13 protein-coding genes and 2 tRNA genes are annotated in these 14,150 nt (G+C 59.9%); 5 read left to right on the top strand and 10 right to left on the bottom strand.

Translation table 11 applies throughout. The features are described 5' to 3' along the window. Positions 1–211 precede the first annotated feature (211 nt). The 5 genes from OP10G_RS07010 to OP10G_RS06990 all read right to left on the bottom strand — a co-directional run bounded on the left by OP10G_RS07010 (position 212) and on the right by OP10G_RS06990 (position 5,199). On the bottom strand, positions 212–2,347 hold the full coding sequence (locus OP10G_RS07010) for an alpha-amylase family protein (RefSeq protein WP_052547601.1): 2,136 nt from the start codon (positions 2,345–2,347) through the stop codon (positions 212–214). Positions 2,348–2,468: 121 nt separating this feature from the next. Further along, the gene (locus tag OP10G_RS07005) at positions 2,469–2,951 is read right to left on the bottom strand and encodes a GspE/PulE/PilB domain-containing protein (RefSeq protein WP_025226601.1); all 483 of its coding nucleotides are present in this window, start codon (positions 2,949–2,951) and stop codon (positions 2,469–2,471) included. After that, positions 2,948–3,376, bottom strand: a complete 429-nt coding sequence (locus tag OP10G_RS07000) for a GspE/PulE/PilB domain-containing protein (RefSeq protein WP_038472713.1) — start codon at positions 3,374–3,376, stop codon at positions 2,948–2,950. The genes OP10G_RS07005 and OP10G_RS07000 overlap by 4 nt, the downstream gene beginning before the upstream one ends. Before the next feature lie 120 nt (positions 3,377–3,496). Beyond that, the gene (locus OP10G_RS06995; RefSeq protein ID WP_025226603.1) at positions 3,497–4,345 is read right to left on the bottom strand and encodes a hypothetical protein; all 849 of its coding nucleotides are present in this window, start codon (positions 4,343–4,345) and stop codon (positions 3,497–3,499) included. Then, positions 4,342–5,199: a hypothetical protein gene (locus OP10G_RS06990; protein ID WP_025226604.1), complete on the bottom strand. Its 858-nt coding sequence runs from the start codon at positions 5,197–5,199 to the stop codon at positions 4,342–4,344. Before OP10G_RS06990 ends, OP10G_RS06995 begins: the two co-directional genes overlap by 4 nt. A 102-nt stretch (positions 5,200–5,301) precedes the next feature. Here OP10G_RS06990 and OP10G_RS06985 point away from each other — a divergent pair, with 102 nt between their 5' ends. From OP10G_RS06985 to OP10G_RS06965, 5 genes are all read left to right on the top strand, one after another. Beyond that, on the top strand, positions 5,302–5,718 hold the full coding sequence (locus tag OP10G_RS06985) for a SufE family protein (RefSeq protein WP_158409163.1): 417 nt from the start codon (positions 5,302–5,304) through the stop codon (positions 5,716–5,718). 15 nt (positions 5,719–5,733) lie between these two features. Beyond that, positions 5,734–5,934: a hypothetical protein gene (locus OP10G_RS06980; protein ID WP_025226606.1), complete on the top strand. Its 201-nt coding sequence runs from the start codon at positions 5,734–5,736 to the stop codon at positions 5,932–5,934. Continuing rightward, positions 5,897–6,397, top strand: a complete 501-nt coding sequence (locus OP10G_RS06975; RefSeq protein WP_038472709.1) for a hypothetical protein — start codon at positions 5,897–5,899, stop codon at positions 6,395–6,397. Before OP10G_RS06980 ends, OP10G_RS06975 begins: the two co-directional genes overlap by 38 nt. Positions 6,398–6,868: 471 nt before the next feature. After that, the gene (locus tag OP10G_RS06970; RefSeq protein ID WP_158409162.1) at positions 6,869–9,826 is read left to right on the top strand and encodes a sialidase family protein; all 2,958 of its coding nucleotides are present in this window, start codon (positions 6,869–6,871) and stop codon (positions 9,824–9,826) included. Between the two features lie 75 nt (positions 9,827–9,901). After that, positions 9,902–10,765, top strand: a complete 864-nt coding sequence (locus OP10G_RS06965) for a DUF3472 domain-containing protein (RefSeq protein WP_025226609.1) — start codon at positions 9,902–9,904, stop codon at positions 10,763–10,765. 2 nt (positions 10,766–10,767) lie between these two features. On the opposite strand, the gene OP10G_RS06960 is transcribed toward OP10G_RS06965, so the two are convergent. The 5 genes from OP10G_RS06960 to rnhC all read right to left on the bottom strand — a co-directional run bounded on the left by OP10G_RS06960 (position 10,768) and on the right by rnhC (position 14,054). Continuing rightward, on the bottom strand, positions 10,768–11,043 hold the full coding sequence (locus tag OP10G_RS06960) for a hypothetical protein (protein WP_025226610.1): 276 nt from the start codon (positions 11,041–11,043) through the stop codon (positions 10,768–10,770). A 1,076-nt stretch (positions 11,044–12,119) separates the two neighbouring features. Next, positions 12,120–12,899, bottom strand: a complete 780-nt coding sequence (locus tag OP10G_RS06950; RefSeq protein WP_025226612.1) for a hypothetical protein — start codon at positions 12,897–12,899, stop codon at positions 12,120–12,122. A 316-nt stretch (positions 12,900–13,215) separates the two neighbouring features. After that, positions 13,216–13,290, bottom strand: a tRNA-Gly gene (locus OP10G_RS06945). 48 nt (positions 13,291–13,338) lie between these two features. After that, a tRNA-Gly gene (locus OP10G_RS06940) sits at positions 13,339–13,412 on the bottom strand. Positions 13,413–13,424: 12 nt separating this feature from the next. After that, positions 13,425–14,054 carry a ribonuclease HIII gene (rnhC, locus tag OP10G_RS06935; RefSeq protein ID WP_025226613.1) on the bottom strand — a complete coding sequence of 210 codons (630 nt, stop codon included), beginning with the start codon at positions 14,052–14,054 and terminating at the stop codon, positions 13,425–13,427. Positions 14,055–14,150: the final 96 nt, after the last annotated feature.

Below are 14,150 nucleotides of genomic sequence, written 5' to 3'. Positions count from 1 at the left end.
TCTTGCTTACTCTTATTGTCGCACCGCGCGTGGCCGATTGTCCCAAAACATAGTGATCTGATTGATTGCTTGGCTGGCGAGGAATCTTTTTTCCGGAGTTACTCGCAAAAGGGATGGTTTGGGCCGCGTTGGACGATTTGGGTTCGCGCCGGTTTTCACTCGGGCGGGCCGCCGAGATACCCATGGGCGAGCCGCCCGTGCCACGGCGGGGTTATCGGATCGTCACCCATACGCAACTCTTTGCCGGAACCTCCACGGTCAGGGTTAGCTTCGACTTGCGGTCGAGGCGGCGGGGCCTTTCTGGGCCGTCGTCGAGGCTGATTTTTGCCCGATCCTTTAGGCCGGTGTAGTACAAGGGCAGGACCACGTCGCCTTTCAGTGGGCCGTCGAGGGGGTTGTAGATTACGGCCATGCCCTTTGTCTCGAGGGACGGGTTCACGTGGAGGACGGCGTCGAGTTGGCGGCCGTCGGCGCGGCGGACGTGGATCACGTCGGACTCGAGGATCGCCCGGTGCTTCTTGAACCAGTCGACCCACCGTTTGACCATCGCGCGCGTCTCGGGCGAATCGTACAGGCGCGGCCCGCGGTAGCACGCCTGCGCACCGTAGCCGAGGTTGTTCATGAGGTGCAGCGAGTAATCCTGCAGGTGTTCCTTTAAGGGCTCGATCGTAGCGGCGGCGCCGCCCCCTTGATATTCGACAAGGGGAGTCATCATCCAGCCCATGCTCGGCGTCTTCTCCCAGGTTCCGTCGAACAAGTTTTGGCGGGCGTGGATGTGCTGTTGGAGGCGGGGGAGAGACCAGTTCGTCTCGCGGTATCCCATGCCGGTTTTGTTGCTGCCGGCGAGGAAGTAGTGGTCCGGCACGTTCAGGAAGAGGCCACGGTCACGGCACCAGTGGTAGAAGTCGGCGATCGTGCGGTACTGGGTCCACTGTGAATCTTCCAGCCCTCGATGCCCCGGATGTTTGGTGGAGGCGCAGACGTCGCCGGGGTAGCTGCCGTCGTGCTCAAGGAGGTCGAATCCGGTCTCGGTGAGGAAGGTCCGCAGGTGCTTAAAGTAGCGGATCCCCCACTCGCTTCCGAGGCACGGTGAAAAGCCGAAAACCGCGCCGCCCGGCTTGCCGTCTTTGGGGTTCAGCACGTCGTTCGCATCGTCGATATGCCGGCTGGCGAGAAGGGAGTAGCCGCCGACCTGCAGCCCTTTCCTATGGGCGTACTCGGCGAAGTCTTTGAACTTTTGGATGTTCGGGGGCGAGACGTCCTCCATGTCCAGGCCGCTGCCGAACGAGAAGATCACCATCTCGAAGCCGACGTCTGCCGCTTGGTCCATCGCGCGGTGGACAACCTCCGGGTCGACGGAGGTGAGGTGGAGCATGAGCGGGTTTTCGGTAGCCCAGGGAGCGAGGGTGCGGTACATCCGGCGCACGCCGAGGCCTTGGCGCTCGCGCTCGGTAGAGTCGTGCACGAGGGTGAAGGTCCAGAACGTGTCGAAGGTTTGGCCGGGAGCGACCACCGCGTCCGGACCCAAGGGCGGCTTTACCACCAGCCGGCAGGGGGTCTTAAGGTCGTAATTGACTTGAGTGCCGTACTCCGGCTCGGTTTCCCAGCGGGCGCACCGATTGGAGGCGCCCATCGCCATTCCGGCGAAGCTGTAGTCGGTCACGACGGTGACAGGCGGCTTTCGCCACTCGGCGCTGGGGTCGACGCTCGATTCGCCTTCGACAAGGCTTAGCCGCTCGGTCTCGAAGCCGGTCAGATGGAACGGCTTGGATCCCACGTTGCGGATCTTGATGTGCTTGCCGATGAGCGGAATGCCGTCGTAGATCTCGTATCGGATATCGGCTTCGATGGCGCCGTTGGCGTATTTGAGGGTGAGCGCCTTTCCTTTAGGGGGCCAAGCAGCGTTGGGGGCGGGGCGATTGTGGACCCATGGCAGTCGCGCTACCGGAACGCCGATCTCGTAACCTTTGAAGGTCAGGGCGCCGGCGATCGGCTTGAGCTCTTTCACCCACTCGTCGAGGAGGAAGGCGCGGTTTGGTTGGCCTTGGAGGCCACCGATCGGAACGTCTTTGCCGTCGATGTTGAGAACCGCCTCGGGGCCGGTGGCGCGCAGCAGAGCGGTGCCGGTCATGAGGTCGTTCAGGGCGACGGTTCCGGCGTTCGGAGCGAACTTGAAGATTCGGGAGACGAGGCCGTTAGAGATGGCCAGACCGTCTTGCGTTCGGTAGACATCGGCCTTCTCCGAGGTTGTGGCGACGAGCCAATCGCCCTGGGATGGTTTCGGTTGGTAGGGGGGCAGATCGGACGTGGTCATGGCAGCGAGGAGGAGAGAGGCGGCAATCAACATTCGGCGGTCCCTTGCCGCTTATAGCATGATTCGCCTGTGGCACGGTGCTTCCAGCCCGTGTGTATCACGACCATCCTGGTCGTGTGAAGCCGGTCTGGAGACCAGCGGTCCGGCTGACGCCTCACTCGGGAATCGGATACTCGCGTTGGATGGCAGCGTCGATCTGTTCGGGGACGGCCAGAACTGGGATCACGCGGAGCCCGCTTGCCGCTCGGATTGCATCCATTGCCAGAAGGTTGGAAGGGTCGGCCAAGGCCACCCACAGGTTGTTGCCTTGCTTCTTTAGTGGAAACGCCCGTCCGGCGCGGGCGAGGTGGGGTGGGACCGCGGAGATCGCATCCGGATCGGGGATGATTCGGTCGAAATCAGCGAAGGCGTAGCCCATCTCCTGCGCTTTCGATTGTAGAAATGCGCGATCCCCGAACATGCCGATGGACAACAACGTTTCGCGGATGTCCTTCGCCCTTGTCGTTTTCGCTACCTCCCGAGCTTCTTCGATCTGCTCGTCACTTAGGTATCCGAGGTTCCGAAACAGGCGCACCCAGGCGGCCCAGCGTAAGTTGTCGTGGTCCGGCTCGGGAGCAGAATTTCGAGTACGTCTCATCGGGATGCCCCACCGTCTTCGGGCGTCGAATACCCTCGGGTGATTGCCATGGCGATGGCACTGGCGGCCGCGGCCACCGGGATGATGCGGCAGCCGCAGCACTCGTGAAGCTTTTCGATCGCTTCCCGATCCGAAGGATCTGCCATCGCCACCCAAAGGTTGTTACCATCCTTCTTGAGTGGCAGCGCGAGCCAGGTTTGGGCGATTTCTCGAGGAATCAACGCCAGTGCCGTGGAGTCTACCGGCACCTTTTCAAGGTCCGCGAAGGCGCAACCCATCCGGAGCGACATCGCAAGCGCCAGTTCGCGCTCCCCGATGAAACCTAGCGAGAGAAGTATCGGAGTGAGATCTCTCTCGCCGGTTGCGTCCGCAATCGAGCGGGCTTGTTCTAGCTGGCTCTCCCTCAAATATTCCCTACTCAGCATCAGTCTCAGCCAAGCCTCCGGCCTCCAATCTTCGGGCGACGCCACGTGTCTATCCTTTCCTATCGCGGGAGGAACTGACTTCATCAGTTCGTGCCGGCCGTTGGGTTAGGAGGAGCAAGCCTAGCCACCGCCCTTGGCGGGGACGGTCCAGTACGGGGTTTCGCGGCTGGCGGGGGCGGTGGTTAGGACGAGGAAGCGGTTTTTGGGGAGTTCGACTTTGACGAGGTCTCCTTCTTCGCTGACGAACGCTCGCTGCTTGGCCTTGGGGCCGACGATATCGAAGCTTTCGCCCTTGAATGGGATCTGCATGTAGGGGCCGGCGAAGCGGCCGCTGCGCTTTACCGTGTATTCGTCGTAGCCGCCTCGGAACGGATTGAAGACGGCGAATCGCTTTTCGTCCATTTCGACCTTGGTCCCTTGCATCATCGGCTTGAACTGGGATTGGATGCGTGACATCGCGTCGCCGGGGTAGAGGGTGGTTTTTCGCGTGTCTTTGCCCTCCGTCACCTCAATGTCCACTGAGTCTTCGTGAAAAATCGAAGTGGCGGCGCGGGCGCCGAGCGGGTCGCTCTGCAGGTCGAACTGCTTTAGGATCTGCCCTTCGGAGGTTAGCCAATAGTTGCGGATCGCCTGAACCATGACCTGAACGCCGTGGAATTTCGGCTTCGTGATCCCTTCCGTCTTTAGAAGGAGGCATTTGATGCCGTCGAGGTCGGACGGCTGGAGCGACCACCGAACGTAGCCTTCCGCGTGCTCCTCCCAGACCGGGGCCTGAATGCGGCCGCCACCGGAAAGAGGGGCCGACTCGCCGCTGTACTGGATCGCCATAACGGTGTCCCGGTATGGCTTTGCCCCGACGACGATCTCGCGCTGGCCGGGAAGGTAGGCGACGTCGAAGGTGACGGGGGTGATTCCCACGACCTGGCGTCCCTGGGACAGTGCCGCGAGAGCAACCAGGGTTCCGATCATCCGCCGACCTTTTGCCCTTCCTTCCCGGGGGGAGTGGAGTTCATCACGCAGTAACGGTCGTGCGGGAGATCGATCTTCACCAGGTCTCCCTCTTTGCTGATGTACGCCTTGACGGTGCCCGGAATGAGGCCGCTGAAGTCGACGTGGTTCCCCTCGAATGGGAGCTGAAGGTAGTTGCCATTGAAGCGGCCGGCGACCTTGGCGGTTCGCTTGATGAAGCCGCTCGTGAATGGGTCGTACACCAGGTACTCCTTCTCCGGCATTACGACTTTGCCTTCGACAATCATCGGCTTGAACTGGAGTTGGAGCTGATCCATGTCGCTGGGAAACAGCTCGGTGGCGGACCGGGCGCCGTAGTTGTCCACTTGCACCGTCACCGAGTCTTTGCCGTATGTGCAGTTGGCGGATCGGATTCCGCGTTTGTCCATTCGCTGTTCGTATTGGCGAAGAATGGTGCCGTCGGAAGTGACCCACCATTGGGAGACCCCCCGCACGTCGAGCGAGGTCCGTACCTGCTTGGTGCCGCCTTTGAACTTAAAGTTGTAGCTCGGAACGAAGAGTCCCTCCATTCGAAGCGACATGCACGGTTTTCCGGCAAAGCTGTCCGGCTTGACGCTCCACTTGACGAACCCGAGCGGATACTCGTCCCACACCGGCGGGTTGATCCCCTTCATGTCGGCGGTCGAAGGGAGATCCTTGCTGTATATCAACTGCATGATCGTCTCGCGATATGGCAGCACACCGAGGACGACCTCCCGCTGACCGGGAAAGATCGCTTCGGGCATTTCGAACGGAAGATTCTCGATCTGCCGGCCCTGTTGCGCGAGGACGAGGGAAAGCACCGCACTGAGCATTTGCACCTCATTGTCCGCCACATTTCACTTGCGGTTGGACTTCAATCGGTAGAGCGGTCCGGCGGATAGAAAGTTCTGGGCGTCACAATAGATTCGATGCCGATGCCGGAAAAATTGAAGTCGATCTTGGAGGACCTGTCGTTCTTCACCGACCGTAACGACCGGATCCAGGCGCTGATCGAGCTGGGCGAGGAGTTCCGAAATCCCTCACCGGAGGAGCTGCCCCGCAATCCGACTACGCGGGTTCCGGGATGCGAGAGCGAGGTGTATGTGGACTCGGAGCCGTTCTCTCGAGGAAAGCGGTATCGCTTCGCCGTCGACAATCCCCAAGGTATCTCAGCGATGGCCTTGGCGCGTATCCTCGACCAGGGTCTTTCCGGCGAGCCGGTTGAAGACGTTCAATCGGTACCGGACGAGATCGTTTACGACATCTTCGGACGCGAGCTCTCGATGGGAAAGAGCCTGGGCTTAACCGGAATGGTGCGGATGGTGAAGTCCGAGGCCGCGAAGACGTCGTAATATAGGAGCTGACACATGGCGCACAAACCCTTCCTGGCGTGGGATGGCTACGAATACCGTGACGTGCAAGACGAGAATGGTATCGATCTGGAGTTGTTGCGATCGAATCTCGAGCTGTCGCTCGACGAGCGGGTGGCCAAGCACCGATCGCTGGCGGAGTGGGTGATTCAACTTCAGAATGCTACGCGAACCGCCCGATCTGCCCGCTCTGCTTAAGGCGCTTTCGGCAGCCGAGCTCAAATGTGTCCTTATCGGCGGTATGGCCGTGATCTTGCACGGTGGCGCCATCATCACCGGCGACACCGACCTTGCCATCTCGTTCGATTCCGAAAATCGTCGCCGGGTGGTGGAGGCTTTGGCGCCGCTGAATCCGCGTCCGGTGCGGCTGGCGCCGGGGGCGGCGTGGGTATGGGACGAAAAATGTATCCGGGGGCCGTGGTCGCTCTTTCAAACGGACGCCGGCCGTCTCGATCTGGTGGTTCAGCTTCCGGGCGTCGATAACTTCGACGGGCTGTGGGAGCGGTCCGAGGTGGTTACGGTTGCGGGGTATCCGGTTCGGCTGGCGAGTCTAGACGACCTGATTGCCTTGAAGTCCTCAAGCGAACGCGAGAAGGACCGCTTGCACGTCATGGAGCTTATGGCGTTGAAGCGGTTGCGGGACGAGGGATTTGAGGGGTGAAGGGTTTTAGAGGGGCATCTTCGTATTTGCAGGGAGTCTCCTTCGTCGACCCAGGTGAGGAGGAGATGTAGCAACCGAGCCTGCAAGAGGATGGGTCAACGTGTTCAGGGTGTTGTTGAGCACCTAAGGATATTAGGAATAGACTGTTGGCGTTGATGGACGGGAGTCCCTCTCCCCCGGTTCACCTTCGTTCCTCAGGTTCACCGACCCCTCTCGCGAGCGGAGAGGGATAGGGCCGCCCCTTAGGCGATTTGGGTCGGTCGGGGCTTCGATTCTCTTGGGGTCCCTAAGAGCTGTACATCACAGTGCCCCACCCTCTTTCAGGGCTTGAAAACTAATCGGTCCCGTTACCCAGGGCTCATGCTCTGGGCTGGCAGATTTCACCCCTTCGGGGTTGGCCCGGGTTTCCGAGCTGCCAACTGCCAACCGCTAACCACTCTCCACACAATACGCGTTAGAATCGGGGCATACATGTATCGTAGGCCATTGATTGTGTCGGCGCTTGCCGTCGTTTGTCTCGTTTCTTTCACCACTCGGGCGTTTGCTCAGGCCGATCCGGATGAGGCGGCGGGACAGGAGGGCAACCAGCGGCTCACCAAAGCTCAAGAGCGGCAGAAGTTCCACCCGTACCCGGTGAAAGGGATGCCAGCGGCGGAGCGGATGCGCGCCTATCAGCAGCGGCTCGATCTAGAGGCGCAGAGTCCATTCGGAGGGCTCAATTGGCACAACATCGGCCCGGAGGTTCAGGGCGGACGCGTGCTCGATATCAAGTCCCCGAAGGACGATCCGAGGCAGCTTTTCGTGGCTTACGCCACCGGCGGGCTTTGGAAAACCGTTGACGACGGGACGACTTGGACGAGCCTTTTCGATGGCCAAAGCGCCTTCGGCATTGGCTCCTTCGCGCTTAGCCACGATGGAAAGACGATCTGGGTGGGGAGCGGCGAGGCGAATAACCAGCGCACGAGCTACTCCGGCACCGGCATCTTCAAGAGTACGGACGGCGGTAAGACCTGGACGAACATGGGGCTCCCAGAGAGTCACCACATCAGCCAGGTGATCATCAATCCCAAGAACGAAAACGTGGTGTACGTGGCGGCAATGGGTCACCTATACAGCCAGAACCCGGAGCGCGGGATCTATAAGACCACGGACGGGGGTAAGACCTGGGAGCAGATCCTCAAGGTCGACGAGTACACCGGCGGTACGGACATCGTCATGGACCCCCGCAACCCAGAGATTCTGACCGCGGCGATGTACGATCGCGACCGCCGCGCTTGGAACTTCCGGGAAAGCGGGCCGGGGAGCGGTGTCTTCCGCAGCATCAACGGAGGGAAGATCTGGTCGAAAATCACCACCTTGCCTTCGGGGGACGCAGCGGGGCGAATCGCGCTGGCCCAGGCGCCCAGCAACCCGAGCCGGATGTATGCGTTCGTAGACAACCAAGCGGTCGACCCGCGTGACTGGGAGGGGATGGACGAGCGCGTTCCATCGGGACGGCTCACGGCTCGGCGATTCTTGAACTTGAACGACGACCTGATCGTTCAGTTGGACCCTTCGATCCTAAACGCCTTCCTTCGGCAAGCCACGAACGGCGAGGTTAAAGCCGAAGACGTGATCAAGGATATCAAGGAGAAGAAGTCGACTTTTCAGCAGCTCAAGGATCGGCTGAAGGATAAATATCCGGCGACCTTCGACCCGGGCACGACCGGCGAGGAACTGTATCGAAGCGACGACGGGGGAAAAACCTGGAGCAAGGCGATGACCGGAAACTTCGGCACCATCGGCGGCTACTACTACGATCGGGTTTTTGTTAATCCGACCAATGCGGACGAGGTGTTCGTTACCGGGCTTCCATTGCTTCGCTCGGTGGACGCCGGCAAGACCTGGGAGTATGTCTTCCGGAAGGCCCACGTCGACTTTCATGCGGCGTGGTTCGACCCTCGCGACACCAGCAAGGTCTGGGCGGGGAACGATGGCGGGTTGTACCTGAGCTACGACAGCGGAAAGACCGTGAAGCCGATCAACAACCTCGGTGTCGGGCAGGCGACGACGATCGCCGTCGACAACAAGCGGCCTTACAACGTTTACATCGGCCTCCAAGACAACGGCACGATGCGTGGGCCGAGCAGCTACGTACCGGGGCAGAGCGATCCGAACCAGTGGAAATCGATCTTCGGCGGCGACGGTAGCGCGGTCGCGGTGGACCCACGCAACGACGGGGACGTCGTTTACGTGGCGTATCAGTTCGGGGAGCACTCGGCGATCAACCAGGCAACGAACGAACGGTGGCGGGCGCGCCCGGCGCCGCCCAAGGGGGACCCGGATGCGCGCTTCAACTGGATCTCGCCGATTTTCATCTCGACGCACCATCCGGACATCGTGTATTGCGGCGCCCAGCGGCTGTACCGATCGTTCAACCAGGGGCGCAACTACACTCCGATCTCGCCCGATCTCACCAAGAACAAGCCGAACGGCGACGTGCCGTATTCGACGATCAAGGATATCAGCGAGAGCCCGTTCCAGTTCGGCCTGATCTACGTGGGATGCGACGACGGGAACGTGCAGATGACGGCGGACGGCGGGGCGACCTGGAAGGCGATTCCGACGCCGCAGCACGATAAGTGGGTGTCGCGCGTAGTGGCGTCGAAGTACGACGCGAACACGGTTTACGTGTCACAGAACGGGTATCGCGAGGACGACTTCTCGCCGTACCTTTGGAAGTCGACGGATCGCGGAAGAACGTGGAGGTCGATCGTCGGCAATTTGCCCGCGGAGCCGATCAACGTAATTCGGGAAGATCCGGGCCGCAAGGATCTGCTGTACGTGGGGACCGACATGGGCGTGTACGTTTCCTACGACGGAGGCGTGGTTTGGGAAGCACTGCAGGGCGGACTGCCGCACACGCCGGTTCACGACATCGCGATCCAGCCGCGCGAGAACGAAATGGTGATCGCGACCCATGCGCGGAGCGTCTGGGCGCTGCCGCTGAAGCTGGTTTGGGATCTGACGCCGGAGCTTCGCAAGAAGGATCTGACGCTGTTCGAAGTGGATAACGCGATCCGCCTTTCCACCTGGGGCTACGACCGGCGCGAGCGATGGAACACGGAGCCGCCGAAGCCGCCGACGGTCAAGGTGAATTTCTACACGAAGGAGCCGGGCAAGGCATTTATTCGCATCAAGGACAAGGCCGGCAAGCTAGTGAAGGAGAAGAGCTTCGACGCCTTGCGGGGATATAACTTCGGCGAGATCGACCTGCAAATCTCTCCGGGGAATCCGGCCGCGCCAAGAAAGGAGGTCAAGACGGTTCAGGACGTTTTGGCCGATCCTCTGGCGAGTACCCGGCCGACCTACATTGCGGCTGGCGAGTACACGCTCGAGCTGCAAGTCGGGGATAAAACGGTGAGTCAAGCCTGGAAGGTTAGAGAGTAGGTCGTAGCGTCGGCGCCCTTGCCGATGATCCGGCGCACTGAAAGCGCAGGATTTGAGGCAATGCTATCCTCTTTTATGCCTTCCGTTCGCTCCGCCCTGGCCCTCATGCTGGGACTTGCCTTACTTCCGGTAGCGCAAGCCCAGCATCTCATTTGGAAGCCGAAGCCGGGTGGGGCGAAAATCACCGCGCTTTACGGTGAGATCGAGGTTCTGGAGACGGGGGACACGATCTATTACTGCGGCTGCAACTGGTGGCCGGGTAATCCCGCGGGCGGGTACACCGGGATTCAGGACCCGGGCGGCGGCCGCCATAACATGATCTTCTCGATTTGGGATACGAACGAGAAGCTTCACCCGCGAGTTACCGAGGCGGAAGGGCGGACGGTCTTCAGCCGGTTCGGCGGGGAAGGGACGGGCGCGCATACCCACCTCGATTACGACTGGAAACGGGGCAAAACGTATCGGTTCTATGTGACCAAGGAGCAGGACGCCACCAAGGAGAACACGCTCACTCGGCTCTACTTCGAGGACGACCGGCTCAGAAGATGGGTGCACGAGGCGACGATCTCGAATCCGAACGACGGGCACGAGTCGGTAACCACCTTTGGTGGGATGTTAAACGCCTTTCTGGAGAATTGGAGCGGGAAGGAGCGGGAGAAACCGAAGCTCGCGCTGTATCGGCTATGGGTGGGCACGTCGCCGTCCGACCTGACGCCGGTCACCGATGGGACGGGAGACGGAAACTGGGGGACCCTCAATGGGAGCTTCTATCTCGCCGAAGGGAAGGATGAGTTGCTCGCGCCGATTTTCGGCCGCTATTCGGGGTGGACGCGGGGTGGCGCCCGGGGGACGATCCTCTCCGTTCCGTCGCACGGCGTGGAGCGGAGGGTGGTTCGTTCGCTGAGACGGCTTCCCAGGTCGGGAAGCGTGAAGCAGTAGGGCTACTGAATCTTCGCGACCCAGACTCCCTCGACGCGCCGGGCCGGCCAAATGCCTTGCGGAAGGGCGTGGATGCCGCGACTGTTGAAGAGAGTCCCGTCCTGCATGATGAGAGGGCGGTGCGAGCAGTCCGGTCCGGTGATAAGGTTGCTCGGCTCCGGCTCCGGCAGTCCATCCACTCGGGCTAAGCTGGCCGCGATCCGGTCATCCCCCATATCCTCCCGCCGAACGACTCGGACAAGACGATCCATCTCGAACGGGGGGATACGGTAATCCATTCGCGTACGCAATTTTTACTACGAATGGGTCCAATGCATCAATGAATCGGGTGTGACTTAGTCTTTTGACCTAGTGCCGATATCTCCTCTCCGGATCTAAGGTGCCAATGGACGAGGCTGAGTTGAGTAATCGGGTTGCGCGCAGGCGCCTTGCCTCTCGTCCGACCTTCCATGACCTGAGACGAACATGTCTCATCAAATGCACCGGGGCTTATTGCCGAGGGTGCCAAAGTTGAGCTTGTGGCCCAACAATCCTAATCAAGATCAGTGGTCACGAGGAGGTTGAGACGTTGCTGAGCTTCTACACCAACGCTGATGATTCAATGGTGACGGCGGCAGTTCTCGGCAATGCCACTGTAGGCCCCTCAGCATCGTCCCTGAGGGGCTTAATCATGTCTCAGGCAGCACTCACGAGCCGACAGCCGAGGGCTTTGCTGGTGCCCCATATCCCAAAAACATGACCTATCACGTGAGGGGTGAGCAAGCCCCAGATGCAACTTTTGCGGGAAGATAGCGGTTGCAAGTGCAAGAGAGAGCACGAAGGCTACACGACAGACGTATACTATATGAGCGGGCAAGAACTGCCCGAATGGAAAACGACAATGAAGACTCGACACACACACACACGAACCCCCATACCCAAGCCAGGATAGAGCCCTAGAATGGCGCGGGTTAGGACCCTCAAATGGACCCTGCCCTCTTCACTTCAGCAGTAAATGCCGCCTCTCGGGACGGCCTCGACGACAAAACAATACTGAACCTGCCGCACGACCTTCAAAAGGCCGTCGTGCGTTCGCGGACTCGCAACAGCACCCTTAAGACTGTCGGTGCCGTGATTCTCATGCTTGCGATTGCCGCCAGCCAGGTGGTGCCTCTGGTTCGTAGGGATTACGACCGCCCAACCAAACCTCCCAACACGTCCACCTCTCACAAGAGCGTCACCAATCAAGCCCGTGCGCCTGACGATTAGAAAAGAGCGGTAAAGAACAGGCTTAGCGAAGCAGTTAGCGTTAGGAGTTATCCTTGCGCCTCGATCGGGAATCGTGGCCGTGAGCTAAGGACTTCCAAGACGAAGACTAGGCGGGTCCACTATCTTCGTCACCATCCTGGACAGGTTTCCGAATGTTGCGCACCTCGTCCATAGGATGATAGATACCCGCAAATTGGGAGATCACAGGGAATGAAGGCAAGAATAGAGGAAGTTCGGCATAGTCGTCATAGCTGTAGCGTGCCAACTCCGTAATATCAACGAGCCTATCGTCTGGGGGTGGTGACTTCTCAGTAAGGACGAATCCGAATGGGAAGAACGCGAACTCCAAGAAGAAGAAGTGCTTATGCGTCTCAATATTCGTAATCGCTTGGTTGTTACTTGTTCGCCCCTTAGTCGAAGGGTTAAGGTATGCGTAAATCCTTATGCCCCTCGGCAACCGCGTACGGTTCTTTAGCATGAGGTAGTGGTAAAAGTCTGGGTGCCTCTGAATCAGCCTTGGATGGTCCACCGACATAAAGAGCGTCACGACCTGCTTAAGGAATCGACCAGGGTAGCCCTTAAAGACCTGCGGTTCTTTTGGCGAATCATCGAGGCCAAGTAACTGCGCTGCCTGATTCGCCCATGAGGTGTATTCGTTCACGTACAGAGCGCCTGTCTTGCTATTGCAGTCGGTACACAGCGTGTGAAGCCCAACTCCGCCCTGCTTGATCTTGCCACCCGTTGGGTCAAGTGGATGATGTTGCATCGCCTCTTCAAAGGTCTCGATTCGAGCCGTTTGCTTGTTGAATGCCGATTGCGGCGGCAAATGTTCAAACGATAGGGGGCGCTTCCTACCGCAAATCCCGCAAATGCCTTCAGTGGTCATCGTCCTATTAAACTCTTCCAACCGCGTCACCCACCCGTACAAACCCGCTCGTGCAGATCATCACACGCTCATGCGCCATTTGGTGTGTCTCGCATCCGCCAAAGGTGGCACCGTCCTTGACCCGTTCGTTGGCTCGGCACAACTGCGGAGGTAGCAGAGTTTGAGGGCTTTTGAGAGCGGCTTGAACCAAGCGCACTCGGTTTTAGACTGCCTCGGTTACCATAGTTTTAGGCGTAATTTGAACCTAAAACACCCTCACTTACCCCTGAAGCAGAGCAAAGCAACCGTTCTGGTTGAGGCTTTGTGAGTCAAAATTTGGAGCGGGCGACGCGATTCGAACGCGCGACAGCTTGCTTGGGAAGCAAGAACTCTACCACTGAGTTACGCCCGCTCGGGGCTGTTTCGATTCTACCACTGCTTGCCCGAGATCGGGAATAAGTGGAGCGGGCGGCGGGAATCGAACCCGCATGGCCAGCTTGGAAGGCTGGAACTTTACCACTAAGCTACGCCCGCGTTTCGTTAATTCTACCCAGCCAGAACTTGCTGAGTGGTTTTGAAATGGAGTTTGGCGACGTTGCCCAGCGCCTCGCGGCCGTGCTTGGCAACGAAGACGCGTCCGGTCGGAATGACGTTGGTCGCTCCTTTGGGGAGCGGGACGCCGAACTCTTCTCCCAGCCTCTGGAGGCGGCGCAGGAACTCGGCCCGGGCGAGGATGGAGGCGGCGGCGACGGCGATGTCGGCCTCGGCACGAACCATCGAGCGGAATTCGATCTCCTTTCCTTTTTCGTAGAGGGCGCGTTTGACCGCCGCGCCGCCGGCGGCGAACTGGTCGGAGATCACCATCTTGCTGGGCTGGAGCTCGAGGACGTTTTCGATCGCCCGGGCGTGGCCCCATGCGAGCAGCGAGTTGAGGTTCTTGAATTTCGCGTACAGCTCGTTGTACTTGGCGGGACCGATGGCGATGATCGAATGGGGGCAGACGGCCTTAATCCGTATGGCGAGGCCGATCGACTGTTTGTCGGTGAGCTTCTTCGAGTCTTTAACGCCGTCCAGTTCGGCCAGGTGTTCGGGGCCGACGAAGCAGGCGGCGACCACGAGGGGGCCGAAAAAGTCTCCCTTGCCGGATTCGTCGACGCCGATATGTCCCTCGTCCATGAGGAGGTGATTGTACCGGCAGCGGCCCGTAGCGTCGGCGCCCTCGCCGATGATTCCGGGTACCGAAGGTATGCCGTTTGAGAACAGGGAGGCCGG

The organism is Fimbriimonas ginsengisoli Gsoil 348 (genome assembly GCF_000724625.1).
Taxonomy (GTDB): domain Bacteria; phylum Armatimonadota; class Fimbriimonadia; order Fimbriimonadales; family Fimbriimonadaceae; genus Fimbriimonas; species Fimbriimonas ginsengisoli.
Note: the sequence above shows the minus strand (reverse complement) of the source record. Positions and strands in the feature narration are given on the sequence as shown.